The 17384-nt window shown below is 70.2% G+C and carries 19 protein-coding genes; 5 read left to right on the top strand and 14 right to left on the bottom strand.

The annotated features are described in order from the left end of the window. The first annotated feature begins 95 nt into the window (after positions 1 to 95). Positions 96 to 986, top strand: a complete 891-nt coding sequence (locus AC07PU_RS18415; protein WP_495319313.1) for a LysR family transcriptional regulator — start codon at positions 96 to 98, stop codon at positions 984 to 986. Here the strand turns inward: AC07PU_RS18415 and AC07PU_RS18410 are convergent. Continuing rightward, positions 983 to 1768 (bottom strand): helix-turn-helix domain-containing protein, encoded by a 786-nt coding sequence (locus AC07PU_RS18410; protein WP_495319311.1) that lies wholly within the window; start codon positions 1766 to 1768, stop codon positions 983 to 985. The two genes, AC07PU_RS18415 and AC07PU_RS18410, sit on opposite strands and share 4 nt — an antisense overlap. 94 nt (positions 1769 to 1862) lie before the next feature. Here AC07PU_RS18410 and AC07PU_RS18405 point away from each other — a divergent pair, with 94 nt between their 5' ends. Together AC07PU_RS18405 and AC07PU_RS18400 are read left to right on the top strand one after the other, a co-directional pair. Beyond that, positions 1863 to 2654: an SDR family oxidoreductase gene (locus AC07PU_RS18405; protein WP_296799279.1), complete on the top strand. Its 792-nt coding sequence runs from the start codon at positions 1863 to 1865 to the stop codon at positions 2652 to 2654. Positions 2655 to 2685: 31 nt separating this feature from the next. Next, positions 2686 to 3555 (top strand): NAD(P)-dependent oxidoreductase, encoded by an 870-nt coding sequence (locus AC07PU_RS18400; protein ID WP_495319309.1) that lies wholly within the window; start codon positions 2686 to 2688, stop codon positions 3553 to 3555. 15 nt (positions 3556 to 3570) lie between these two features. Here AC07PU_RS18400 and hslO read toward each other — a convergent pair whose 3' ends face one another. Together hslO and AC07PU_RS18390 are read right to left on the bottom strand one after the other, a co-directional pair. Continuing rightward, positions 3571 to 4569, bottom strand: a complete 999-nt coding sequence (gene hslO / locus AC07PU_RS18395) for an Hsp33 family molecular chaperone HslO (protein ID WP_057595926.1) — start codon at positions 4567 to 4569, stop codon at positions 3571 to 3573. Positions 4570 to 4606: 37 nt separating this feature from the next. Then, complete coding sequence (locus tag AC07PU_RS18390; protein ID WP_057595925.1) at positions 4607 to 5131, bottom strand: gamma carbonic anhydrase family protein; 525 nt, start codon at positions 5129 to 5131, stop codon at positions 4607 to 4609. A 50-nt stretch (positions 5132 to 5181) separates the two neighbouring features. Here AC07PU_RS18390 and AC07PU_RS18385 point away from each other — a divergent pair, with 50 nt between their 5' ends. Next, on the top strand, positions 5182 to 6000 hold the full coding sequence (locus AC07PU_RS18385) for a ferritin-like domain-containing protein (RefSeq protein ID WP_495319306.1): 819 nt from the start codon (positions 5182 to 5184) through the stop codon (positions 5998 to 6000). A gap of 9 nt (positions 6001 to 6009) precedes the next feature. Here the strand turns inward: AC07PU_RS18385 and AC07PU_RS18380 are convergent, their stop codons facing one another. The 9 genes from AC07PU_RS18380 to phnD all read right to left on the bottom strand — a co-directional run bounded on the left by AC07PU_RS18380 (position 6010) and on the right by phnD (position 14168). Beyond that, positions 6010 to 6480: a MaoC family dehydratase gene (locus tag AC07PU_RS18380; protein ID WP_495319304.1), complete on the bottom strand. Its 471-nt coding sequence runs from the start codon at positions 6478 to 6480 to the stop codon at positions 6010 to 6012. 70 nt (positions 6481 to 6550) lie between these two features. Continuing rightward, complete coding sequence (locus tag AC07PU_RS18375; protein WP_296799282.1) at positions 6551 to 7684, bottom strand: thiolase family protein; 1134 nt, start codon at positions 7682 to 7684, stop codon at positions 6551 to 6553. A gap of 90 nt (positions 7685 to 7774) precedes the next feature. Then, positions 7775 to 8365 (bottom strand): TetR/AcrR family transcriptional regulator, encoded by a 591-nt coding sequence (locus AC07PU_RS18370; protein WP_208513316.1) that lies wholly within the window; start codon positions 8363 to 8365, stop codon positions 7775 to 7777. A 74-nt stretch (positions 8366 to 8439) separates the two neighbouring features. Next, positions 8440 to 9435, bottom strand: a complete 996-nt coding sequence (locus AC07PU_RS18365) for a Bug family tripartite tricarboxylate transporter substrate binding protein (RefSeq protein WP_495319301.1) — start codon at positions 9433 to 9435, stop codon at positions 8440 to 8442. 32 nt (positions 9436 to 9467) lie between these two features. Continuing rightward, a complete protein-coding gene (locus AC07PU_RS18360; RefSeq protein ID WP_495319299.1) occupies positions 9468 to 10448 on the bottom strand; it encodes a Bug family tripartite tricarboxylate transporter substrate binding protein in 981 nt (326 codons plus the stop codon). Positions 10449 to 10527: 79 nt separating this feature from the next. Next, positions 10528 to 11631 (bottom strand): iron-containing alcohol dehydrogenase PsrA, encoded by a 1104-nt coding sequence (gene psrA / locus AC07PU_RS18355; RefSeq protein WP_495319297.1) that lies wholly within the window; start codon positions 11629 to 11631, stop codon positions 10528 to 10530. Between the two features lie 28 nt (positions 11632 to 11659). After that, the gene (gene phnE / locus AC07PU_RS18350) at positions 11660 to 12481 is read right to left on the bottom strand and encodes a phosphonate ABC transporter, permease protein PhnE (protein ID WP_143129334.1); all 822 of its coding nucleotides are present in this window, start codon (positions 12479 to 12481) and stop codon (positions 11660 to 11662) included. Further along, the gene (gene phnC, locus AC07PU_RS18345; RefSeq protein WP_495319295.1) at positions 12478 to 13308 is read right to left on the bottom strand and encodes a phosphonate ABC transporter ATP-binding protein; all 831 of its coding nucleotides are present in this window, start codon (positions 13306 to 13308) and stop codon (positions 12478 to 12480) included. The genes phnE and phnC overlap by 4 nt, the downstream gene beginning before the upstream one ends. Beyond that, the gene (gene phnD, locus AC07PU_RS18340; RefSeq protein ID WP_296777240.1) at positions 13305 to 14168 is read right to left on the bottom strand and encodes a phosphonate ABC transporter substrate-binding protein; all 864 of its coding nucleotides are present in this window, start codon (positions 14166 to 14168) and stop codon (positions 13305 to 13307) included. The genes phnC and phnD overlap by 4 nt, the downstream gene beginning before the upstream one ends. Positions 14169 to 14391: 223 nt before the next feature. On the opposite strand from phnD, the gene AC07PU_RS18335 reads away from it, so the two are divergent. Continuing rightward, the gene (locus AC07PU_RS18335) at positions 14392 to 15291 is read left to right on the top strand and encodes a LysR substrate-binding domain-containing protein (protein ID WP_495319292.1); all 900 of its coding nucleotides are present in this window, start codon (positions 14392 to 14394) and stop codon (positions 15289 to 15291) included. Between the two features lie 9 nt (positions 15292 to 15300). On the opposite strand, the gene xerD is transcribed toward AC07PU_RS18335, so the two are convergent. Both xerD and AC07PU_RS18325 read right to left on the bottom strand, forming a co-directional pair. Further along, entirely contained in the window at positions 15301 to 16212 is a 912-nt protein-coding gene (xerD, locus tag AC07PU_RS18330) for a site-specific tyrosine recombinase XerD (RefSeq protein WP_495319290.1), read from the bottom strand. Between the two features lie 121 nt (positions 16213 to 16333). Beyond that, positions 16334 to 17308 (bottom strand): tripartite tricarboxylate transporter substrate binding protein BugE, encoded by a 975-nt coding sequence (locus AC07PU_RS18325; RefSeq protein ID WP_495319288.1) that lies wholly within the window; start codon positions 17306 to 17308, stop codon positions 16334 to 16336. Positions 17309 to 17384 lie beyond the last annotated feature (76 nt).

Genomic DNA, 17384 nt, shown 5'->3' with positions numbered 1-17384 from the left:
ACCATTGCCTTGTTGAAGTTGCAGAGAACTCTAAAGAGAATGACGCTCACAAGAAAACGACAAATAGAGAACGAACCGTTCAGGGAGGGCGATGTATGGAGTTCTCGGATCTGCAGATCTTCAGGACCGTGGTCCGCACCGGCGGCGTGGTGCGGGCGGCGGAAACCCTTCACCGCGCACAGTCGAGCGTGACCGCGCGCATCCAGGTGCTCGAAGAAAAACTGGGCGTCCAGCTGTTCCTGCGCGAAGGGCGCCGCCTTCAGCTTTCGCCCGCGGGCAAGATACTGGTCGGCTACGCGGACCGCATGCTCGATCTCGCGAAGGAAGCGGTGCAGGCGATCCAGTCCGATCGGCCCAGCGGCGTGCTGCGCCTGGGCGCGATGGAAAGCACGGCCGCTGCCCGCCTGCCGGAGCCGCTGGGGCGCTTCCACGATCGCTATCCGGACGTGGCCCTCGAACTCTATTCGGGCGATCCGCGCGAGCTGATCAAGCAGGTCCTCTGCACGGATCTCGACGCGGCCCTCATCACCGATCCGATCCCGGACCGCAGACTGGAAACCCTCGCGATCTATGACGAGGAACTGGTGATCGTCGCCGAAGCAAAGCACGGCAGCATCGCATCGCCGAAGGACCTGTCGTCGAAGACGATCCTCGCCTTCCACCCCGGCTGCCCGCACCGCAAGCGGCTCGAGGACTGGTTCCTGCGCGGCCGCGTCACGCCGGGCCGGATCGTGGAGGCGGGCTCCTACCACCTGATCCTGGGCTGCGTCGCGGTCGGCATGGGCATCGCGCTGATTCCGCACAGCGTGCTCTACAGCTACGCCGAGCGCGACCGGCTCAGCGTCCATCCGCTGCCAGCGAAGTTCGGCCGTGCCAAGACGAGACTGGTCTGGTTGCGCGACGCGCCCCAGACCAAGATCCTCGCGCTGTCTTCCGTGCTGCTGGAAAGCAACGCGACGAAGAACGCCCCGTCGGACGACGCCTAGCCCGCGCGCCGCACCTCGCCCGGCGTCACGCCGAGCACGCGCCGCATGCAGCGCGCCATGTGGCTCTGGTGCGAGAAGCCGCTCTCCAGCGCCACCTGGCTCGCGGGCAGGTCGCTGCGCAGCAGCAGGCCGCGCGCGCGGTCGACGCGGCGGTGCACCACGTACTCGTGCACCGGCAGGCCGGTCGAGCGCTTGAACAGGGTCTTGAGGTGCGAGGCGCTGAGGCCCGCCACGTCGGCCAATGAGGACAGCGAAAGATCGCCGTCGAGGTGAGCCTCGATGTGCTCGGTCACGCGGCGCAGCTGCGGCCGCGTGAGGCCGCGCGCGAGCACGGGCTCGGGGCGGCGCTGGCCGCTCAGCAGGTGCACGGCGAGCGCGGTGCCGAGGCTGTCGGCGTACAGGGTGCCGTTGGGAAAGCCCGCGCGGCGTTCGGCGTCGAGGGCCCAGGCGATGTGCTCGATGTGGGCATCGCGGAACTGGTGGCGCTGCGCGAGCGTGGCGCACTCGGCGGGCAGCCCCATCTCGTCGGCCGTGCGACGCAGCAGCACGGTCGACACGCGCAGCATCAGCGAGGTGCTCGCTGCCTCCTCGTGCCACACGTCGCTCACGCCCGCGGGCACGATGTCGAGGTCGCCGCGCGTGTAGAGGAAGCGGTGGAACTGGCAGGCGCCGGCCACCGGCGCGCCCACGTGGAGCTTGATGCGGTGCTCGGGCAGCGGCTCGTAGCCGACGATGCCGGCGGGCGTCTGCCGCAGTTCGATGCGCAGGTCGGTGTCGCTCATCGGGCCATTATCGGCCGCGCGCCGTCGTCCGTTCGTGCTCGGGGCTGCCCGATCGTGCGCGACCGTGCGCGATGCGCGCGGAATCATCGTGGCCATGAACACCACTCTCCACCAAGACAGCAACACCCGCTACCGCGGCAAGACCGCCGTCATCACGGGCGGCACCATCGGCATGGGCCTGGCCACGGCCCAGGCCCTGCTCGCGGGCGGCGCCCGCGTGATCCTGACCGGGCGCAATCCGAAGAACCTCGAGGCCGCGCGACACGCGCTCGGCCCGCAGGCGCAGGTGCTGGCGAGCGACGCCGCCTCGCTGGCCGACATCGATGCGCTCGCGGCCACCGCGCGCGAGACGCTGGGCCACGTCGACCTGCTGCACATCAACGCCGGCATCGCCACGCTCGAGCCCTTCGAGCAGGTCACCGAGGCCGGCTACGACCGCGCCTTCGCGATCAACACCAAGGGCGCCTTCTTCACGGTGCAGAAGCTCGCGCCGCTGATGAAGCCCGGCGCGTCCATCGTCTTCACCTCGTCGATCGCCGACGAGGGCGGCATGCACGGCATGGGCGTCTACAGCGCGACCAAGGCCGCGCTGCGCTCCTTCGCCTCGGGCTTCGCGGCCGAGCTGGTCGGGCGCGGCATCCGCGTCAACGTGGTGAGCCCGGGCTTCATCGACACGCCCACGCTCGGCGTGGCCGATGCCACGCCCGCCGAGCGCGCGGAGTTCGTGCGCCTGGGCGACCAGATCACGCCGATGCGGCGCCACGGCAGCGCCGAGGAAGTGGCGCGCGCGGTGCTGTTCCTGGCCTTCGACGCCACCTTCACCACCGGCGCGCGGCTCACGGTCGACGGCGGCCTGGGCCAGAACCTCAGCCCGGCGCACGACTGAACCGCATCCCCGATCCATGCAGGAAGCAACCATGACCCCCACCGACGTCTCCCTCATCGGCCTCGGCCCGATGGGCATCGCGCTCGCGCGCGCCCTGCAGCGTGGCCACACGCTCACGCTGTGGAACCGCACGCCGAGCCGCGCCGAAGCGCTGCTCGGCCAGGGCACCGTGCTCGCCGCCGATGCGCGCGCCGCCGTCGCCGCGAGCCCCATCGTGCTGGTCTGCGTGGCCGACTACGCGGCCTGGCGCGCGATCCTCGCGCAGCCGGGCGTGGCCGAGGCACTGCGCGGCAAGGTGCTGGTGCAGCTGAGCACCGGCACGCCGCAGGATGCGCGCGACGACTGGGCGCGACTCGACGGCGTGGCCTACCTCGACGGCGCGCTGCTCGCCACGCCCTCGCAGATCGGCCGGCCCGACACGCCGCTGTTCGTCTCGGGCGAGGAGCGCGCGCTCGCGGCCTGCCGGCCGGTGCTCGAGGCCATCGCGGGCCACATCGCCTACCTGGGCGAGCCGATCGGCAACGCCGCCGCCTGGGACCTGGCCACGCTCTCGTGCATGTTCGGCGCGATGGCCGGCTTCTTCCACGGCGTGCGCATCTTCGAATCGGAGCAGTTGCCGGTGCGGGACTTTGCACAAATGATCGGCACCATCTCGCCCGTGCTCGGCGAGATGATCCGCGCCGAGGGCGAGAGCATCCACGACCGGAGCTATGGCGAACCCGAGAGCTCGATGGCGACTTGCGCGGGCTCGGGCCGGCTGTTCGTGCGGCAGGCACGCGAGGCGCGGCTCGACACGGGCTTTCCCGATTTCCTGATGGGCTGGTTCGACCGCGCGCTCGCGGCCGGCTATGCGAACGAGCGGCTCGCGGCGATGGTCAAGGTGCTGCGGCAGCCGGGCTGAGCGCCCGGCACCGACTTACTGCACCACCGGCGTGCCGGGAATCTGGTCGCCCGGCGGGCGGAAGATCTGCGCCGCATCGACCGCGTCGAAGCGGTACTGCTTGCCGCAGAAGTCGCAGCCCACCTCGATGTCGCCGCGCTCGGCGAGGATGCTCTCGGCCTCCTCGGCGCCGAGGCCGCGGATCATCTGCGCGACGCGCTCGCGGCCGCAGGTGCAGGCGAAGTGCGGGCCCAGCATGCCGCGCTGCGGCTCGAAGCGCAGCAGCTTCTCTTCCCAGAACAGGCGCCGCAGGATGGTCTCGACGTCGAGCGTAAGCAGTTCCTCGCGCGTGAGCGTCGAGGCTAGGATCGAGATCCGGTTGTAGTCCTCGTTACGGCCGATCTGGTCCTCGTTCGCCTGGTCGCGATCGGCCGGCGAGGTGCCCTCGAGGTTGCCCTCGCCCTTGACCGGCAGGCGCTGGATCAGCAGGCCCGCGGCCACCTTGTCGTCGGCCGCCAGCACCAACGTGGTGTCGAGCTGCTCGCTCTGCAGCATGTAGTGCTGCAGCACCTCGCTGAGCTTGCCGAGCTTCTCGCCCTCGTCGCCGAACAGCGGCACCACGCCCTGGTAGGGCTGCTGGCCGGGCAGCTTGTCCTTGGGGTCGAGCGTGATCGCGCAGCGGCCCTTGTTGTTCACGTTGACCATGTCGGGCAGCCGCGCATCGGCCGGCAGCTCGCCGATGGTCTTGGCGGTGGCGCGCAGGCTCAGGTCGGGCTTGACCTCGGCCACGGCCACCTTCACCGGGCCGTCTCCGAAGATCTGCAGGATCAGCGCGCCGTTGAACTTGATGTTGGCCTGCATCAGCGTGGCCGCGGCCGTCATCTCGCCGAGCAGCTCGACCACCGGCGGCGGATAGGCGCCGGTGGCGGTGTTGGAGGCGCGCCGCGCGAGGATCTCCTGCCAGGCGTCCGTCAGGCGCACGATCATGCCGCGCACCGGCAGGCCATCGAACAGGAATTTATGCAGCTCGCTCACAACGGGGTTCTTTCTTCGGGTGCCCTCGCGCGCAGGCTCAGGCGATCTTCTTCAGGCCGGCCGCAAAGCGGCGGGCGTTCTTGACGTAGTGCTCCGCACCCTGGCGCAGCTTGGCGGCGGCCGCTTCGTCGAGCGTGCGCACCACCTTGGCGGGCGATCCCAGGATCATCGAGTTGTCGGGGAATTCCGAACCCTCGGTCACGAGCGCACCGGCGCCGACGATCGAGTTGCGGCCGATCTTCGCGTTATTCAAGACCACCGCCTGCATGCCGATCAGCGTGTTGTCGCCGATGGTGCAGCCATGCAGCATGACCTGGTGGCCCACGGTGACGTTCTCGCCCACGGTCAGCGGGCAGCCGATGTCGCAATGGAGCACCGACAGGTCCTGGATGTTGCTGTTGCGCCCGATGGTCATGGCCTCGGTGTCGCCGCGCAGCACGGCGCCGAACCAGACGTTCGCGTTCTCGGCCAGCGTCACGCGCCCCATCACCTCGGCGCTGTCGGCGACCCAGGCGCCGTCGCCGAGTTGCGGCGCCACGCCGTCGAGTTCATAGAGGGCCATCGTGGGAGTCTCCGGAAAGGGAAAGAGGGGTGAAACCTAGAATTGTAGGGATGCACCCCCGATTGAGCGCCCTGGCCGCGCTGCGCCTCACCGATCCCGAAGAGAAAGTGGCGGCAACCCGCGCGCTGGCAACGCACATCGCTAGCGAAACCATAGCAGACGAACCCGTGCGCGTGCCCGGCGACGAGCTCGGCGTGCCGGGCCGGCCCGAGCGCCCGCTGCGCGTGTCGGCCATGGCGGTGGGCAAGCGCTCGCCGTTCAACACCGAGGGCCGCGCGGCGCTGGTCCATTCGATCTGCCACATCGAGTTCAACGCCATCAACCTCGCGCTCGACGCCGTTTGGCGCTACGACGGCATGCCCGCGCGCTACTACCAGGACTGGCTGCGCGTGGCCGACGAGGAGGCGCAGCACTTCACCCTGCTGCATGCGCACCTGCGGACCATGGGCTGGCGCTACGGCGACTTCACGGGCCACGACGGCCTGTGGAGCATGTGCGAGAAGACGCGCGACGACGTGCTCGCGCGCATGGCGCTGGTGCCGCGCACGCTCGAGGCGCGCGGGCTCGACGCCACGCCGCTGATCCAGGCCAAGCTCAAGCGCGTGAACACGCCCGATGCGCTGCGCGCGGTCGAGATCCTCGACATCATCCTGCGCGACGAGGTGGGCCACGTGGCGATCGGCAACCACTGGTACCGCTGGCTCTGCGAGCGCGCGGGCATCGACGCCGAGGCCGCCTACCCCGGGCTCGTGGCGCGCTACGAGGCGCCGCGGCTCAAGCCGCCGTTCAACCTCGAGGCGCGCACGCGCGCGGGCTTCAGCGACGAGGAGCTGAAGGCGCTGGGCGGCGGCAGCGGCTCAGCCCCCTAGCGCCCGAAGTCAATCCGGCTTCTTCATCACCACCAGCTTGGGCGAGAAGTGCTGCAGCACCTCGCCACGCTGGTTGCGCGTCTCGCAGCGCACGCGGACCATGGCGCGGCCCGGCTTGGAGCGCGAAGGCACGATCTCGACGATCTCGCTGACCACGTGCAGCACATCGCCGGGCCGCGTGGGCTGCGGCCAGCGGATCTCGTCGCCGCCCGATCCGATGATGCCGTCGGCCAGCGGGATGCCGCTGTCGACCAGCAGGCGCATGGTCACGGCCGCCGTGTGCCAGCCGCTCGCGGCCAGGCCGCCGAAGAAGGTGCGCTTGGCGGCCTCCTCGTCGGTGTGGAAGGGCTGCGGGTCGAACTGCAGCGCGAAGGCCTTGATCTTCTCGGCGTCGAGCGCGTATTCGCCGCTGGTGAAGCGGTCGCCCACGGAGAGGTCGTCGAGGTAGAGCTTGGCGCGGGGGGTGGTGGTGTCGGTCATGGTGCGTTCCTCCTTCGCTGATGGCACGGCGGCATTGTCGCCACCGTGCCGCGTCGTGTCGCGCCGGCGCTCAGACGCGCTCGAGGATGGTCGCGATGCCCTGCCCGCCGCCGATGCACTGCGTGGCCAGCGCATAGCGGCCGTTCTCGCGCGCCAGCAGCGAGGCCGCCTTGCCCGTGATGCGCGCGCCGGTCGCGCCCAGCGGATGGCCGATCGAGAGGCCGCCGCCGTCGAGGTTGACCGTGGCCGGGTCGAGCCCGAGGTCGCGGATGCAGGCCAGCGCCTGCGAGGAGAAGGCCTCGTTGATCTCGACCACGTCGAGGTCGGCCACCGTCAGGCCGGCGCGCGCCAGCGCCTTGCGCGTGGCGGGGATCGGGCCGATGCCCATGATGGCCGGGTCGACACCCACGGTGGCGAAGGACCTGATGCGCGCCAGCGCCTTCAGCCCATGGCGCGCGGCAAAGGCATCGCTGGTCACCAGCACCGCGGCCGCGCCGTCGGTCAGCGGCGACGAGGTGCCGGCCGTCACCACGCCATCGGGACGGAAGGCCGGCTTGAGGTTGGCCAGTGCCTCGGCCGAGGTGGTGGGACGGATGCAGCCGTCGGCCTCGACCAGTTCGCCCGAGGCCAGGCGCACCGGCACGATCTCGCCGGCCAGGCGGCCCTGCTCGCGCGCGGCCGCGGCCTTGCGGTGCGACTCGACCGCCAGCGCCTCCTGGTCGGCGCGGCTCACGTTCCAGCGCTGCGCCACGTTCTCGGCGGTCTCGCCCATCGAGATGTAGGCATCGGTGTCGGCCAGCAGCTCCGGGCTCGGCGAGAAGTTGAAGCCGCCCTGCGGCACCATGCTCATCGACTCGACGCCCACGCAGAGGAAGGCCTCGCCCATGCCGGCCTCGATCTGCGCGGCCGCGATGTGCACCGCCTGCATCGACGAGCCGCAGAAGCGGTTGACGGTCATGCCGCCCACCTCGTGCGGCAGGCCGGCCAGCAGGCCGACGATGCGCGCGAGGTTGTTGCCCTGCGAGGCCTCGGGATAGGCGCAGCCCAGGACGATGTCCTCGAGCAGCGCGGGATCGAGGTCGGTGCGCTGCAGCAGGCCCCGGACCACGCCGGCGGCCAGCGTGTCGGGACGCACCTCGGCCAGCGCGCCCTTCTTCGCGAAATGGAACGGCGAACGGGCATAGGCGGAAATGACGGCTTTCATGGTGTGCTCCTAAAAACTACCATCCAATCGGTAGGCTGACAGGTCAAAAAAGAGGCACGCGGGGCGTGCCTTCGGGTGGATGCCGGGGCGTCAGACGGGCAGCGAACTCCTCAGTTGCGCGACCGCGTCGTCGAAATCCTCCACGCGGCCGGTCATGCGCGCCGCGATCAGCGCGCCCTGGCAGACCGCGAACACATAGGCCGCGAGCGCCGCGGGGCCCGCGCTGCCGGCACCCTGGGCGCGCTCGGACACCAGCGCGCCGAGCACGCCGGTCAGCCACAGCACCTGCATCTGGCGCAGCTCCTGCACCGTGCGGCGCAGCTCGTCGTTGATGCAGTCCCAGCCCGGCGCCAGCGCCCCCGCTGGACAGACCGCCGAGCCGGCGCGCAGGCCGTTGCGGTACATGCGGAAATAGGCGTCGAGCGACTCGCGCGGCGTGCGGGCCTTGGCCTCGTCCCAGCGGCGGAAGCCCTGGATCGCGTCGCGCAGCACGGCCACGCCCAGCGCCTCCTTGGACGGGAAGTGGTGGTAGAGGCTGGCCTTGCGCACGCCGACCGCGTCGGCCACGTCCTGGAAGCTGAAGCCCAGGTAGGAGCGCGTGGCGATGAGCTCGCGCGCCGCGCCCAGGATCTGGTCGCGCGTGCTGCCGGTGGCGAGGGCTGCGGAGGAAACGCTGCGCATGGCTACCTACTATAAGGTAGGGAAATCGGAGTGGCTATCGCGCGGGCGACAAGCCCGCGCGGCCGGTGGGGTTCTCAGTCGGCCTTGATGCCGGCCGCCTTCACGATCCTGCCATTGCTCTCGAACTCGCTGGCGATCTCTTTCGCGAAGTCGGCCGCGGAGCCGCCCGTGGGCACGTTGTCGGTGGCCGTGAGCTTGGCGCGCAGCTCGGGGCTGGCCAGCGCCTTGTTGATCTCCGCGTTATAGCGCGCGAGCAGCGCCGGCGGCGTGGCGGCCGGCGCGAACACGCCGAACAGCGAGTTGATGTTGGCCGCCTTGTAGCCCAGCTCGCCCAGCGTGGGCACCTGCGGCAGGCTCTCGAGCCGCGCCGGCGCGCCCACCGCGAGCGGCCGCAGCTTGCCCGACTGGATGTGCGCGCCCAGCGTGGGGCTGGCGTTGGTCGAGAGGATCTCGAACTGCCCGCCCAGCGCATCGTTGAGCTGCTGGCCGCCGCCCTTGTAGGGCACGTGCGTGATGTCGACGTTGGCGGCCGAGCGCAGCTGCTCGAGCACGATGTGCCCGAGCGAGGCCGGCCCCGAGGTGGCCCAGCGCACCGCGCCCGGATGGGCCCTGGCGTCGTCGAGCAGCGCGCGGAAGTCCTTCGCCTTGCTCGCGGGCGTGGCGATCAGCAGCACCGGCGAATACATCACGCTGGCCACCGGCGCCACGTCCTTCAGCGGATCGAAGGGCAGCTTGCCCAGGTGCGGGCTCAGCACCAGCGGGCTGATCGCCGAGAAGCCCAGGGTCGCGCCGTCGGGCGCGGCCTTGGCCACCGCGTCCATGCCGATCGCGCCGCTGGCGCCCGCGCGGTTCTCGACCACCACCGTGGTGCCGAGCTGCGCCGCGAGCCGGTCGCCGAGCGCGCGCGCGACCACGTCGCTGACGCCGCCGGCCGGATAGGCCACGATCAGCCGCAGGGTCTTGGGCACGGCCGGGGTCTGGGCCGCCGCGATGCCGCAGAGGAAGGCGCCGGCCGCGGCCAGCGAGGCGAGCACCGCGGTGCGGCGCGTCGGGAAGAGGAAGGAATGCATCGGATTCGTCATGGCGCTCGAGTCTGCCTCCATCAGTCGAGCTGCAGCTTGCGCTCGCGGATCAGCTTCGACCATTTCTCGTTGTCGGCCTTCACGAAGGCCGCGAACTCCACCGGGCCCAGCGAATGGACCTCGGCGCCCGCCGCGGCGAACTTGGCGCGGATCGCCGGCTGCGCCAGCGCCTTGGCGAGTTCGCCCGCGAGACGGTCCACCACTTCCTTCGGCATGCCCGCCGGTCCCACCAGGCCCTGGAAGCCCACCGACTCCATGCCCGCGAGGCCCAGTTCCTTCACGGTCGGCACGTCGGGCAGCTGCGGATCGCGCTGCGGCCCGGTCACGGCCAGCGCCTTGAGCTTGCCGCCCTTCACCTGCGGCAGCAGCACGCTGCCGGCGTCGATCAGGATCTGCGTCTGCCCGCCGATCAGGTCCTGCACCGCGGGCGCGCTGCCCTTGTAGGGCACGTGCGTCATGTCCAGGCCCGTGACCTGGTTCATCAGCTCGCCGTTGAGGTGCGTCGAGGTGCCGTTGCCGCCCGAGGCGAAGTTGACCTTGCCGGGCTGGCCCTTGGCCCAGGCCACGAAGGCCTTGAGGTCCTTGGCCGGATGGTCGGGCCGCGTCACCGCGATGTAGCTGCCCTGGCTGATCTGGCCGATGTAGGTGAACTGCTTGATGGGGTCGTAGGGCGGCTTGCTCTGCAGGTACGGCGCGATCGCGAACGGCCCGGTGTTGGCCAGCAGCAGCGTGTAGCCGTCGGCCGGCTGGCGCGTGAGCTCGGTGGCCGCGATCATGCCGCTCGCGCCGGGCTTGTAGTCGACCACCAGCTGCTGCTTGAGCGCCTCCTGCAGCGGCACCTGCACCGTGCGCGCCGCGAAGTCGATGCCGCCGCCGGGCGGGTAGCCGACGATCAGGCGGATGGGCTTGGCGGAAGGGTAGCCCTGGGCCAGGGCGGGGCCGATGGTGGCGGCGGTCGCGGCCAGCGCGAGGCCGGCGAGGAAGACGCGGTGGATCCTCATGTCGATGTCTCTCGTGTTCGGAAGCCGCCGATTCTGCGGCAAGCCGCGAGCGACCCGGGATTCGCCGCGCCCCGCCCGCTCAGGCGGTGTCCTGCGCGATCGCGCCGCCGATGAAGTTGCGCCCGCGCGCGCCGCTCAGGGCCTGCAGCAGCATCCGCTGCGCCTCGTCCTCGCCCACGCCGTAGTCGGCGAAGCGGGTCTTAACGCCCAGCGATTCGATGAAGGCCGCGAGCCGGCGCGGCGCCTCCGCGAGCGGCAGGCCCAGCGCCTGCGCCAGCACCGCGTCGCGGTCGGCGCGCCGGCCTATCGCGCGCTCGAGCACCAGCGGCAGCGGGAACGAGCAGGCGATGCCGTGCGGCAGGCCGTAGCGCAGCGTCATCTCGTAGGAGATCGAGTGCGCCAGCGCGGTCTTGGTGTTGGAGAAGGCCATGCCCGCCTTCAGCGCGGCCAGCGCCATGCGCCCGCGCAGCGCCACGTCGTCGAGCCGCCCCATCAGCTGCGGCAGCACCTCGAGCGTGTCGCGCACCGCGGCCACCGCGAAGGTGTCCGACACCGGGTTGGCATTCACGTTCCAGATCGACTCGAGCGCATGCGAGAGCGCATCGAGCCCGCTCTGCAAGGTGACCGCCGCGGGCAGCGACAGCATCAGCTCGGGATCGATCAGCGCATGGCGCGGCCAGGTCTGCGCCAGGTGCAGCGAATACTTGCGCTGCCGGCCGCGGTCCCAGATCGTGGCCCAGGGCGTGACCTCGCTGCCGGTGCCCGCGGTGGTCGGCACGGCGATCAGCATCTTGGCGTGCACCGGCACGAAGGGCCGCTCGCCGGCCAGGCCGGCCACCAGGTCGTCGAAGCGCGCGCCCTCGCCCGCCACCATCAGCGCCTTCGCGGTGTCGATGACGCTGCCGCCGCCGACCGCCACGATCGCCTCCACCTGCGGATGCGCGCGCCAGAACTGCGCGTAGGTCGCGGCCAGCTCGGCCACGTCGGGGTTGGGCCGCACTTTGTCGATCACGCAGGCCAGCGCATCGCCGAGCACTGCCTCGAGCCGGCCCAGCAGCCCGATCGCGCGGGCCTCCTGGAAGGTCACCAGCGCAGCGCGGCGGCCCGCGAGCAGCTTCGGCAGGGACGACAGGGCCCCGGCCCCGTACGTGCTCTGCACGGGGTTGAAGTAGTGGAAGGTCATGGTCGGGGTCGGTCGTCGGCGCGCGGCCTCAGGAACGGCTGCCCTGCTGGATCCAGGCGCGCAGCCGGGTCGAGAGGTAGTCGGCGGTCATCACCATGACCACGATGACCAGGATGCAGGTCGCCGTGTCCTGGTACTGGAACAGCTTCATGCTGCCCACCAGCTCGAAGCCGATGCCGCCCGCGCCCACCATGCCCAGCACGGTGGCCTGGCGCAGGTTGGTCTCGAAGCGGTAGACGATGACGCCGATCCATGCCGTCACGACCTGCGGGATCACGCCGAAGACGATGGTCTGGATCGGGCCCGCGCCCGTGGAGCGCAGCGCCTCGATCGGCCCCTGGTCGATCTCCTCGATCGACTCGGCGAAGAACTTGCCGAGCATGCCCGCGCCATGCAGCGCCAGCGCCAGCACGCCCGGAAAGGGCCCGAGGCCGACGGCCGCCACGAAGATCAGCGCGAGGATGATCTCGTTGATGCCGCGCGTGATGTTGAGCACCTGCCGCATCGCATGGAACACCGCCGGGTTCGGCGAGATGTTGCGCGCCGCGAAGAAGCACAGCGGCACCGCGAGCACCACCGCCAGCAGCGTGCCCCAGAGCGCGATCTGCACCGTCTCGATGGCGGGCTTCACCAGCTTGCCCATGAACTCCCAGTTGGGCGGCAGCATGCGGCCGAGGAAGTCGGCGATCCAGGGCATGCCCTTGGCGAGTTCGCCGAAGCTCACCTGCGCGCCGATCGCGGCCCACCAGAGCACGCCGAGCCCGGCCGCCGCGGCGACCAGGTACTTCCACCAGCCGGGGTTGCCGCCGCTGCGGGCGATCAACAGGTTGTAGCGTCCGATCGCGATCATGGCTGCTCCAGGGCGAGTTGCTGGACCGGCGGCATCGCCGGCGCGTGCACCGCGGCCACGGCCGCGTCTTCCTTCGGTTCTCCCGGGTCGGGCTCGAGGCCGCCCGGATAGATGCGCTGCAGCACCTCGTCCGTGAGCTCATCGGGCCGGCCCTCGAACACCACGCGCCCGCCCGCCACGCCGATCACGCGCTGCGCGAACTCGCGCGCGTAGTCGACCTGGTGCAGGTTGCAGATCACGGTGATGCCGTCCTCGCGGCTGGCCTGCCGCAGGTAGTTCAGCACCTTGCGCGAGGTCTTCGGATCGAGGCTGGCCACCGGCTCGTCGGCCAGGATCACCTTGGGCCGTTGCGCCAGCGCCCGCGCGATGCCCACGCGCTGCTTCTGGCCGCCCGAGAGCGTGTCGGTGCGCAGGTCGGCCTTGTGGTCGAGCTCGACGCGGCGCAGGCGTTCGCGCGCGATCGCGATGTCGCGCGCCGGGAAGACCTGGAACCACGAGGCCAGCGCCGGCATCGAGCCCAGGCGCCCGGTCAGCACGTTCTTCAGCACCGACAGGCGCGGCACCACGTTGTAGTGCTGGAAGATCATCGCCACGTCGCGGCGCACGCGGCGCAGCCCCGCGCGATCGCGCCGCACGGGCGCGCCGTCCACGCGCACCTCGCCCTGCGTGGGCTCGGCGAGCTGGTTGATGCAGCGAAGCAGGGTCGACTTGCCGGCGCCCGAGGCACCGAGGATGACGACGAACTCACCCTTGCCGACCGCGAGGTCGACCTGGTGGAGCGCGGTGAAGTCGCCGTAGCGCTTGCAAAGGCCGCGGATCTCGATCATTTCATCTTCCCCAGGTCGAGCTTCAGGATCTTGGCCGTGTCGCGGATCACGTTGTAGGCCGCGTCGTTGGTCGGATGGAAGCCGTTGAGCAGGCCCTGGTCGGACCAGGGGATGTCCTTCACCTGCAGGAAGGCCGCCTGCACGCGCTGCTTGAGATCGGCACCGAGGTCCTTGCGCCAGACCGTGGGCGACTCGGGGATCGGATCCGAGCGCCAGACCTCGACCAGGTCCTCGCGCTTGACCAGCCCCTTCGCCACCGCGGCATCGAGGATGCGATCGGCGATGGCGGCCGCGTCGACCTTGCGGTTCTGCACCGCGATCGCGCTCGAGTCGTGCGAGCCCGAGAAGATCACGCGGCCGAAGTCCTTGTCGGGATCGAAGCCGGCCTTCATCAGCCCCGCCTTGGGGAACAGGTGGCCCGAGGTGGAGCTGGGGTCGACGAAGGCGAAGGTGCGGCCCTTCAAGTCCTTCACGCTCTTGATGCCGCTGTCCTTGTGGGCCACCACCTGGCTGTAATAGAAGGTGCGGCCGGCCTTCTTGGTCTCGGCGACCGCGAAGGCCTCGATGTCGGCCACCGTGGTGCCCAGCACGTACGAGAACGGGCCGAGGTAGGCCACGTCGAGCCGCTTCGAGCGCAGCGCCTCGATCACGCCGTTGTAGTCGGCCGCCACGAAGGGCTTGACCGGCATGCCGAGGCCCTGGGCCAGCATGTCCATCATGCGCTGGCTGTTGGCGATCATCGCGCGCGAATCCTCGGAAGGAATCAGCCCGACCGTGAGCGCCTGCTGCGCCCGCGCCGGTGGAAGGAAGGCCGCGCCCACGCCGGCGGCAGCTCCGAACAGCAAGCTTCTGCGTTTCATCATCTGTGTCTCCAGTCTTCTGCGGTTCCGGTCCCCCGCGCCGCCGTCGTGGCGGCCCGGGGATTCGTGGCGTTCCGGTCGTCTTTTGGATGCCGACCTGGAGCGCCTGGCGGCGAGTACATCACCGGCCCATACATCGATCCAATTCAAATTTTTTCGTCGATGTATTCAATGAACCTATAGTCGGATTCATCGAGAATCCCGCTTTTTCCGGAGCCGCCGCATGCGCCTGACCCAGCTTCGTTCCTTCTTCGCGGTGGCCCGCGAAGGCAGCTTCACGCGCGCCGCCGAGAGCCTGCACGTGAGCCAGCCCACCATCACGACGCAGGTGCGCTTTCTCGAGGAGGCCTACAAGGTGGAGCTGTTCCACCGCCGCGGCCGGCGCGTGCAGCTCACGGTGATGGGCGAGCAGCTGATGCAGCTCGCGCAGCAGATCTTCAGCCTCGAGGCCGACGCCGTGAACCTGCTGGGCGACGCGGGCGAGCTGCGCACCGGCCACCTGCGCGTGGCGGCCGTGGGGCCCTACCACGTGACGAAGATGCTGGTCGACTTCAACCAGCGCTATCCCGGCATCAAGGTGACGGTGAGCACCGGCAACTCGCAGGACGTGCTGAACCAGCTGCTCGACTACAGCGCCGACGTGGGCGTGCTCGCGCAGATGGTGCGCGACGAGCGCTTCCTCTCGGTGCCCTTCATGAAGCAGCCGGTGGTGGTCTTCGTGCCCTCCTCGCACCGCTTCGCGCGCCGCCGCGCGATCCGGCTGGCCGAGCTCGAGGGCGAGCGGCTGATCATGCGCGAGCAGGGCTCGACCACGCGCAAGGCGCTCGAGCTCGCGCTCGACAAGGCGCGCATCCGGGCCGACGTGGTGATGGAGATCGGCAGCCGCGAGGTGATCCGCGAAGCCGTGCTGCAGGGCCTGGGCATCGCCGCGGTGTCGGAGGTCGAGTACGTGCCCGCGCCCGACCTGCACCGCGTGGCGATCAGCGACACCGAGATCTTCACCTCGGCCCATGCGCTGTGCCTGGCCGAGCGGCGCGACATGCGCATGGTCAGCGCCTTCTTCGACACCCTCTCGCCCGCGCTCTCCGCCGCGCCCGAGGGCCGGCGCCGCAGGAGCCACTGACCGGCGGACTCAGCCGCGCGGATGGTGCTGCGCGTGCAGCTGCTTGAGCCGCTCGCGCGCCACGTGGGTGTAGATGGTGGTGGTCGAGATGTCGGCATGGCCCAGCAGCATCTGCACCGCGCGCAGGTCGGCGCCGTGGTTCAGCAGGTGGGTCGCGAAGGCATGGCGCAGCGTGTGCGGCGACAGCGGCACGTGGATGCCGGCCGCGGCCGCCTGCTTCTTCACGATGACCCAGAACATCACGCGCGTCATGCCCGCGCCGCGCGCGGTCACGAACAGGTCGGGCGTCTGCTGGCCGTCGAGGATCACGGGGCGCGACTCCTCGATGTAGCGCTCGATCCAGCGCCGCGCCTCGCCGCCGAAGGGCACCAGCCGCTCCTTGCTGCCCTTGCCGAGCACGCGCAGCACGCCGTCGTTGAGGCTGATGTCGATCACCTTGAGCGACACCAGCTCGCTCACGCGCAGCCCGCTCGCATACATCAGCTCGAGCATCGCGCGATCGCGCAGGCCCAGCGGCGTGTCGACGTCGGGCGCGCCGAGCAGGTCGTCGACCTGCTTCTCCGACAGCAGCTTGATCGCGCGCGGCATCTGGCGCGCGGGCATCAGCCGCAGGCTGGGGTCGGCCACGATGCGGCGCTCGCGCAGCGCCCAGCGGTAGTAGCGCTTGAACACCGTGAGCCGCCGGTTGGCCGAGGTGGCCTTGCCCTTGGCCGACAGCCGCACGCCCATGTAGGCCTGCAGGTCGGACTCCTGCGCCGCGCCGAGCTTCATGCCGCCGCGCTGCTGGTCGAGCCAGTGCGCGAACAGCGCGAGGTCGCGCCGGTAGGCGGCGAGCGTGTTCTTCGACAGGCCGTCCTCGAGCCAGAGGGCGTCGATGAATTCGTCGATGTCGGAGGTGGGTGCGGCGGCGGCCTCGGTCATGGGTGGGCAAGATAGCAAAAAGCGCGGGCCCCGCGCCGAGCCTGGGCGACAACCATGGCGATGGCCATGAAAAAAGGCCGCTCCCCTCTGCAGGGAACGGCCCCTTCGGGATCGGGCAGGATCAGTCGAGCTTGAGCTTCTGCTTGGCCACGACGTCCTTGTAGACCTCGTACTCGGCCTTGATCTGGGCCGAGAACTGCTCGGGCGTGTTGGCCACGATCAGCGAGCCGGTTTCCTCGATGCGCTTCTTCACGGCCGGGTCTTCCACCGCCTTCTTCACGCCGGCGCTGATCTTGTCGACCACTTCCTTCGGCAGGCCCTTCGGGCCGAGGATGCCGTAGTAGGCCATGCGGTTGACCGGCTCGAGGCCGACTTCCTTGAAGGTCGGCACGTTCGGCAGCGCGGCCAGGCGCTGCGGCGCCGACACCACGATCGGGATCAGGCGGCCGCTCTGGATGAAGGGCATGGCCGAGGGGATGTTGTCGAACATGATCGGCACCTGGCCGGCCACCACGTCGTTGAGTGCCGGGCCCGCGCCGCGGTACGGGATGTGCGTGACGAAGGTGTTGGTGAGGCTCTTGTAGAGCTCCATCAGCAGGTGGCCGATGCCGCCCGTGCCCGACGAGGCGTACGAGTACTTGCCGGGGTTCTTCTTCAGTTCGGCCACGAACTCGGCGTAGTTCTTCGCCGGGAAGCTCGGGTTGACCGCGATGATGTTCGGCGTGGCCGCGATGTTGATGATCGGCGTGAAGTCGTTGATCGGGTCGTACGGCGTCTTCGGGTTGATGGCCGGGTTGGCCGCGGTGCTCGACACCGTGGCCACGCCGAGCTTGTAGCCGTCGGGCGCCGAGCGCGCCGTCTCGGCCGCGCCCACGATGCCGCCGCCGCCGGCGCGGTTGATCACCACCACCGGCTGGCCCAGCACCTTGCCCAGCGGATCGGCCACCACGCGCGCCACGATGTCCGTCGTACCGCCCGGGGCGAAGGGAACGCTCAGTTCGACCGGCTTGTTGGGATAGCCCTGGGCGAAGGCCGGGCCCGCGACCGCGACCAGCGCGGCGGCACCGACGAAGGCACTCCATTGACGACGTTGCATCGATTACTCCTTGAACGATGGGGACGAAAATTGCGAAAGCAGCGATGCTAGCGGCTCGCCGCTGCGACCCGGGCTG

This window comes from Variovorax sp. GW821-FHT10D07 (genome assembly GCF_059415325.1).
Note: the sequence above shows the minus strand (reverse complement) of the source record. Positions and strands in the feature narration are given on the sequence as shown.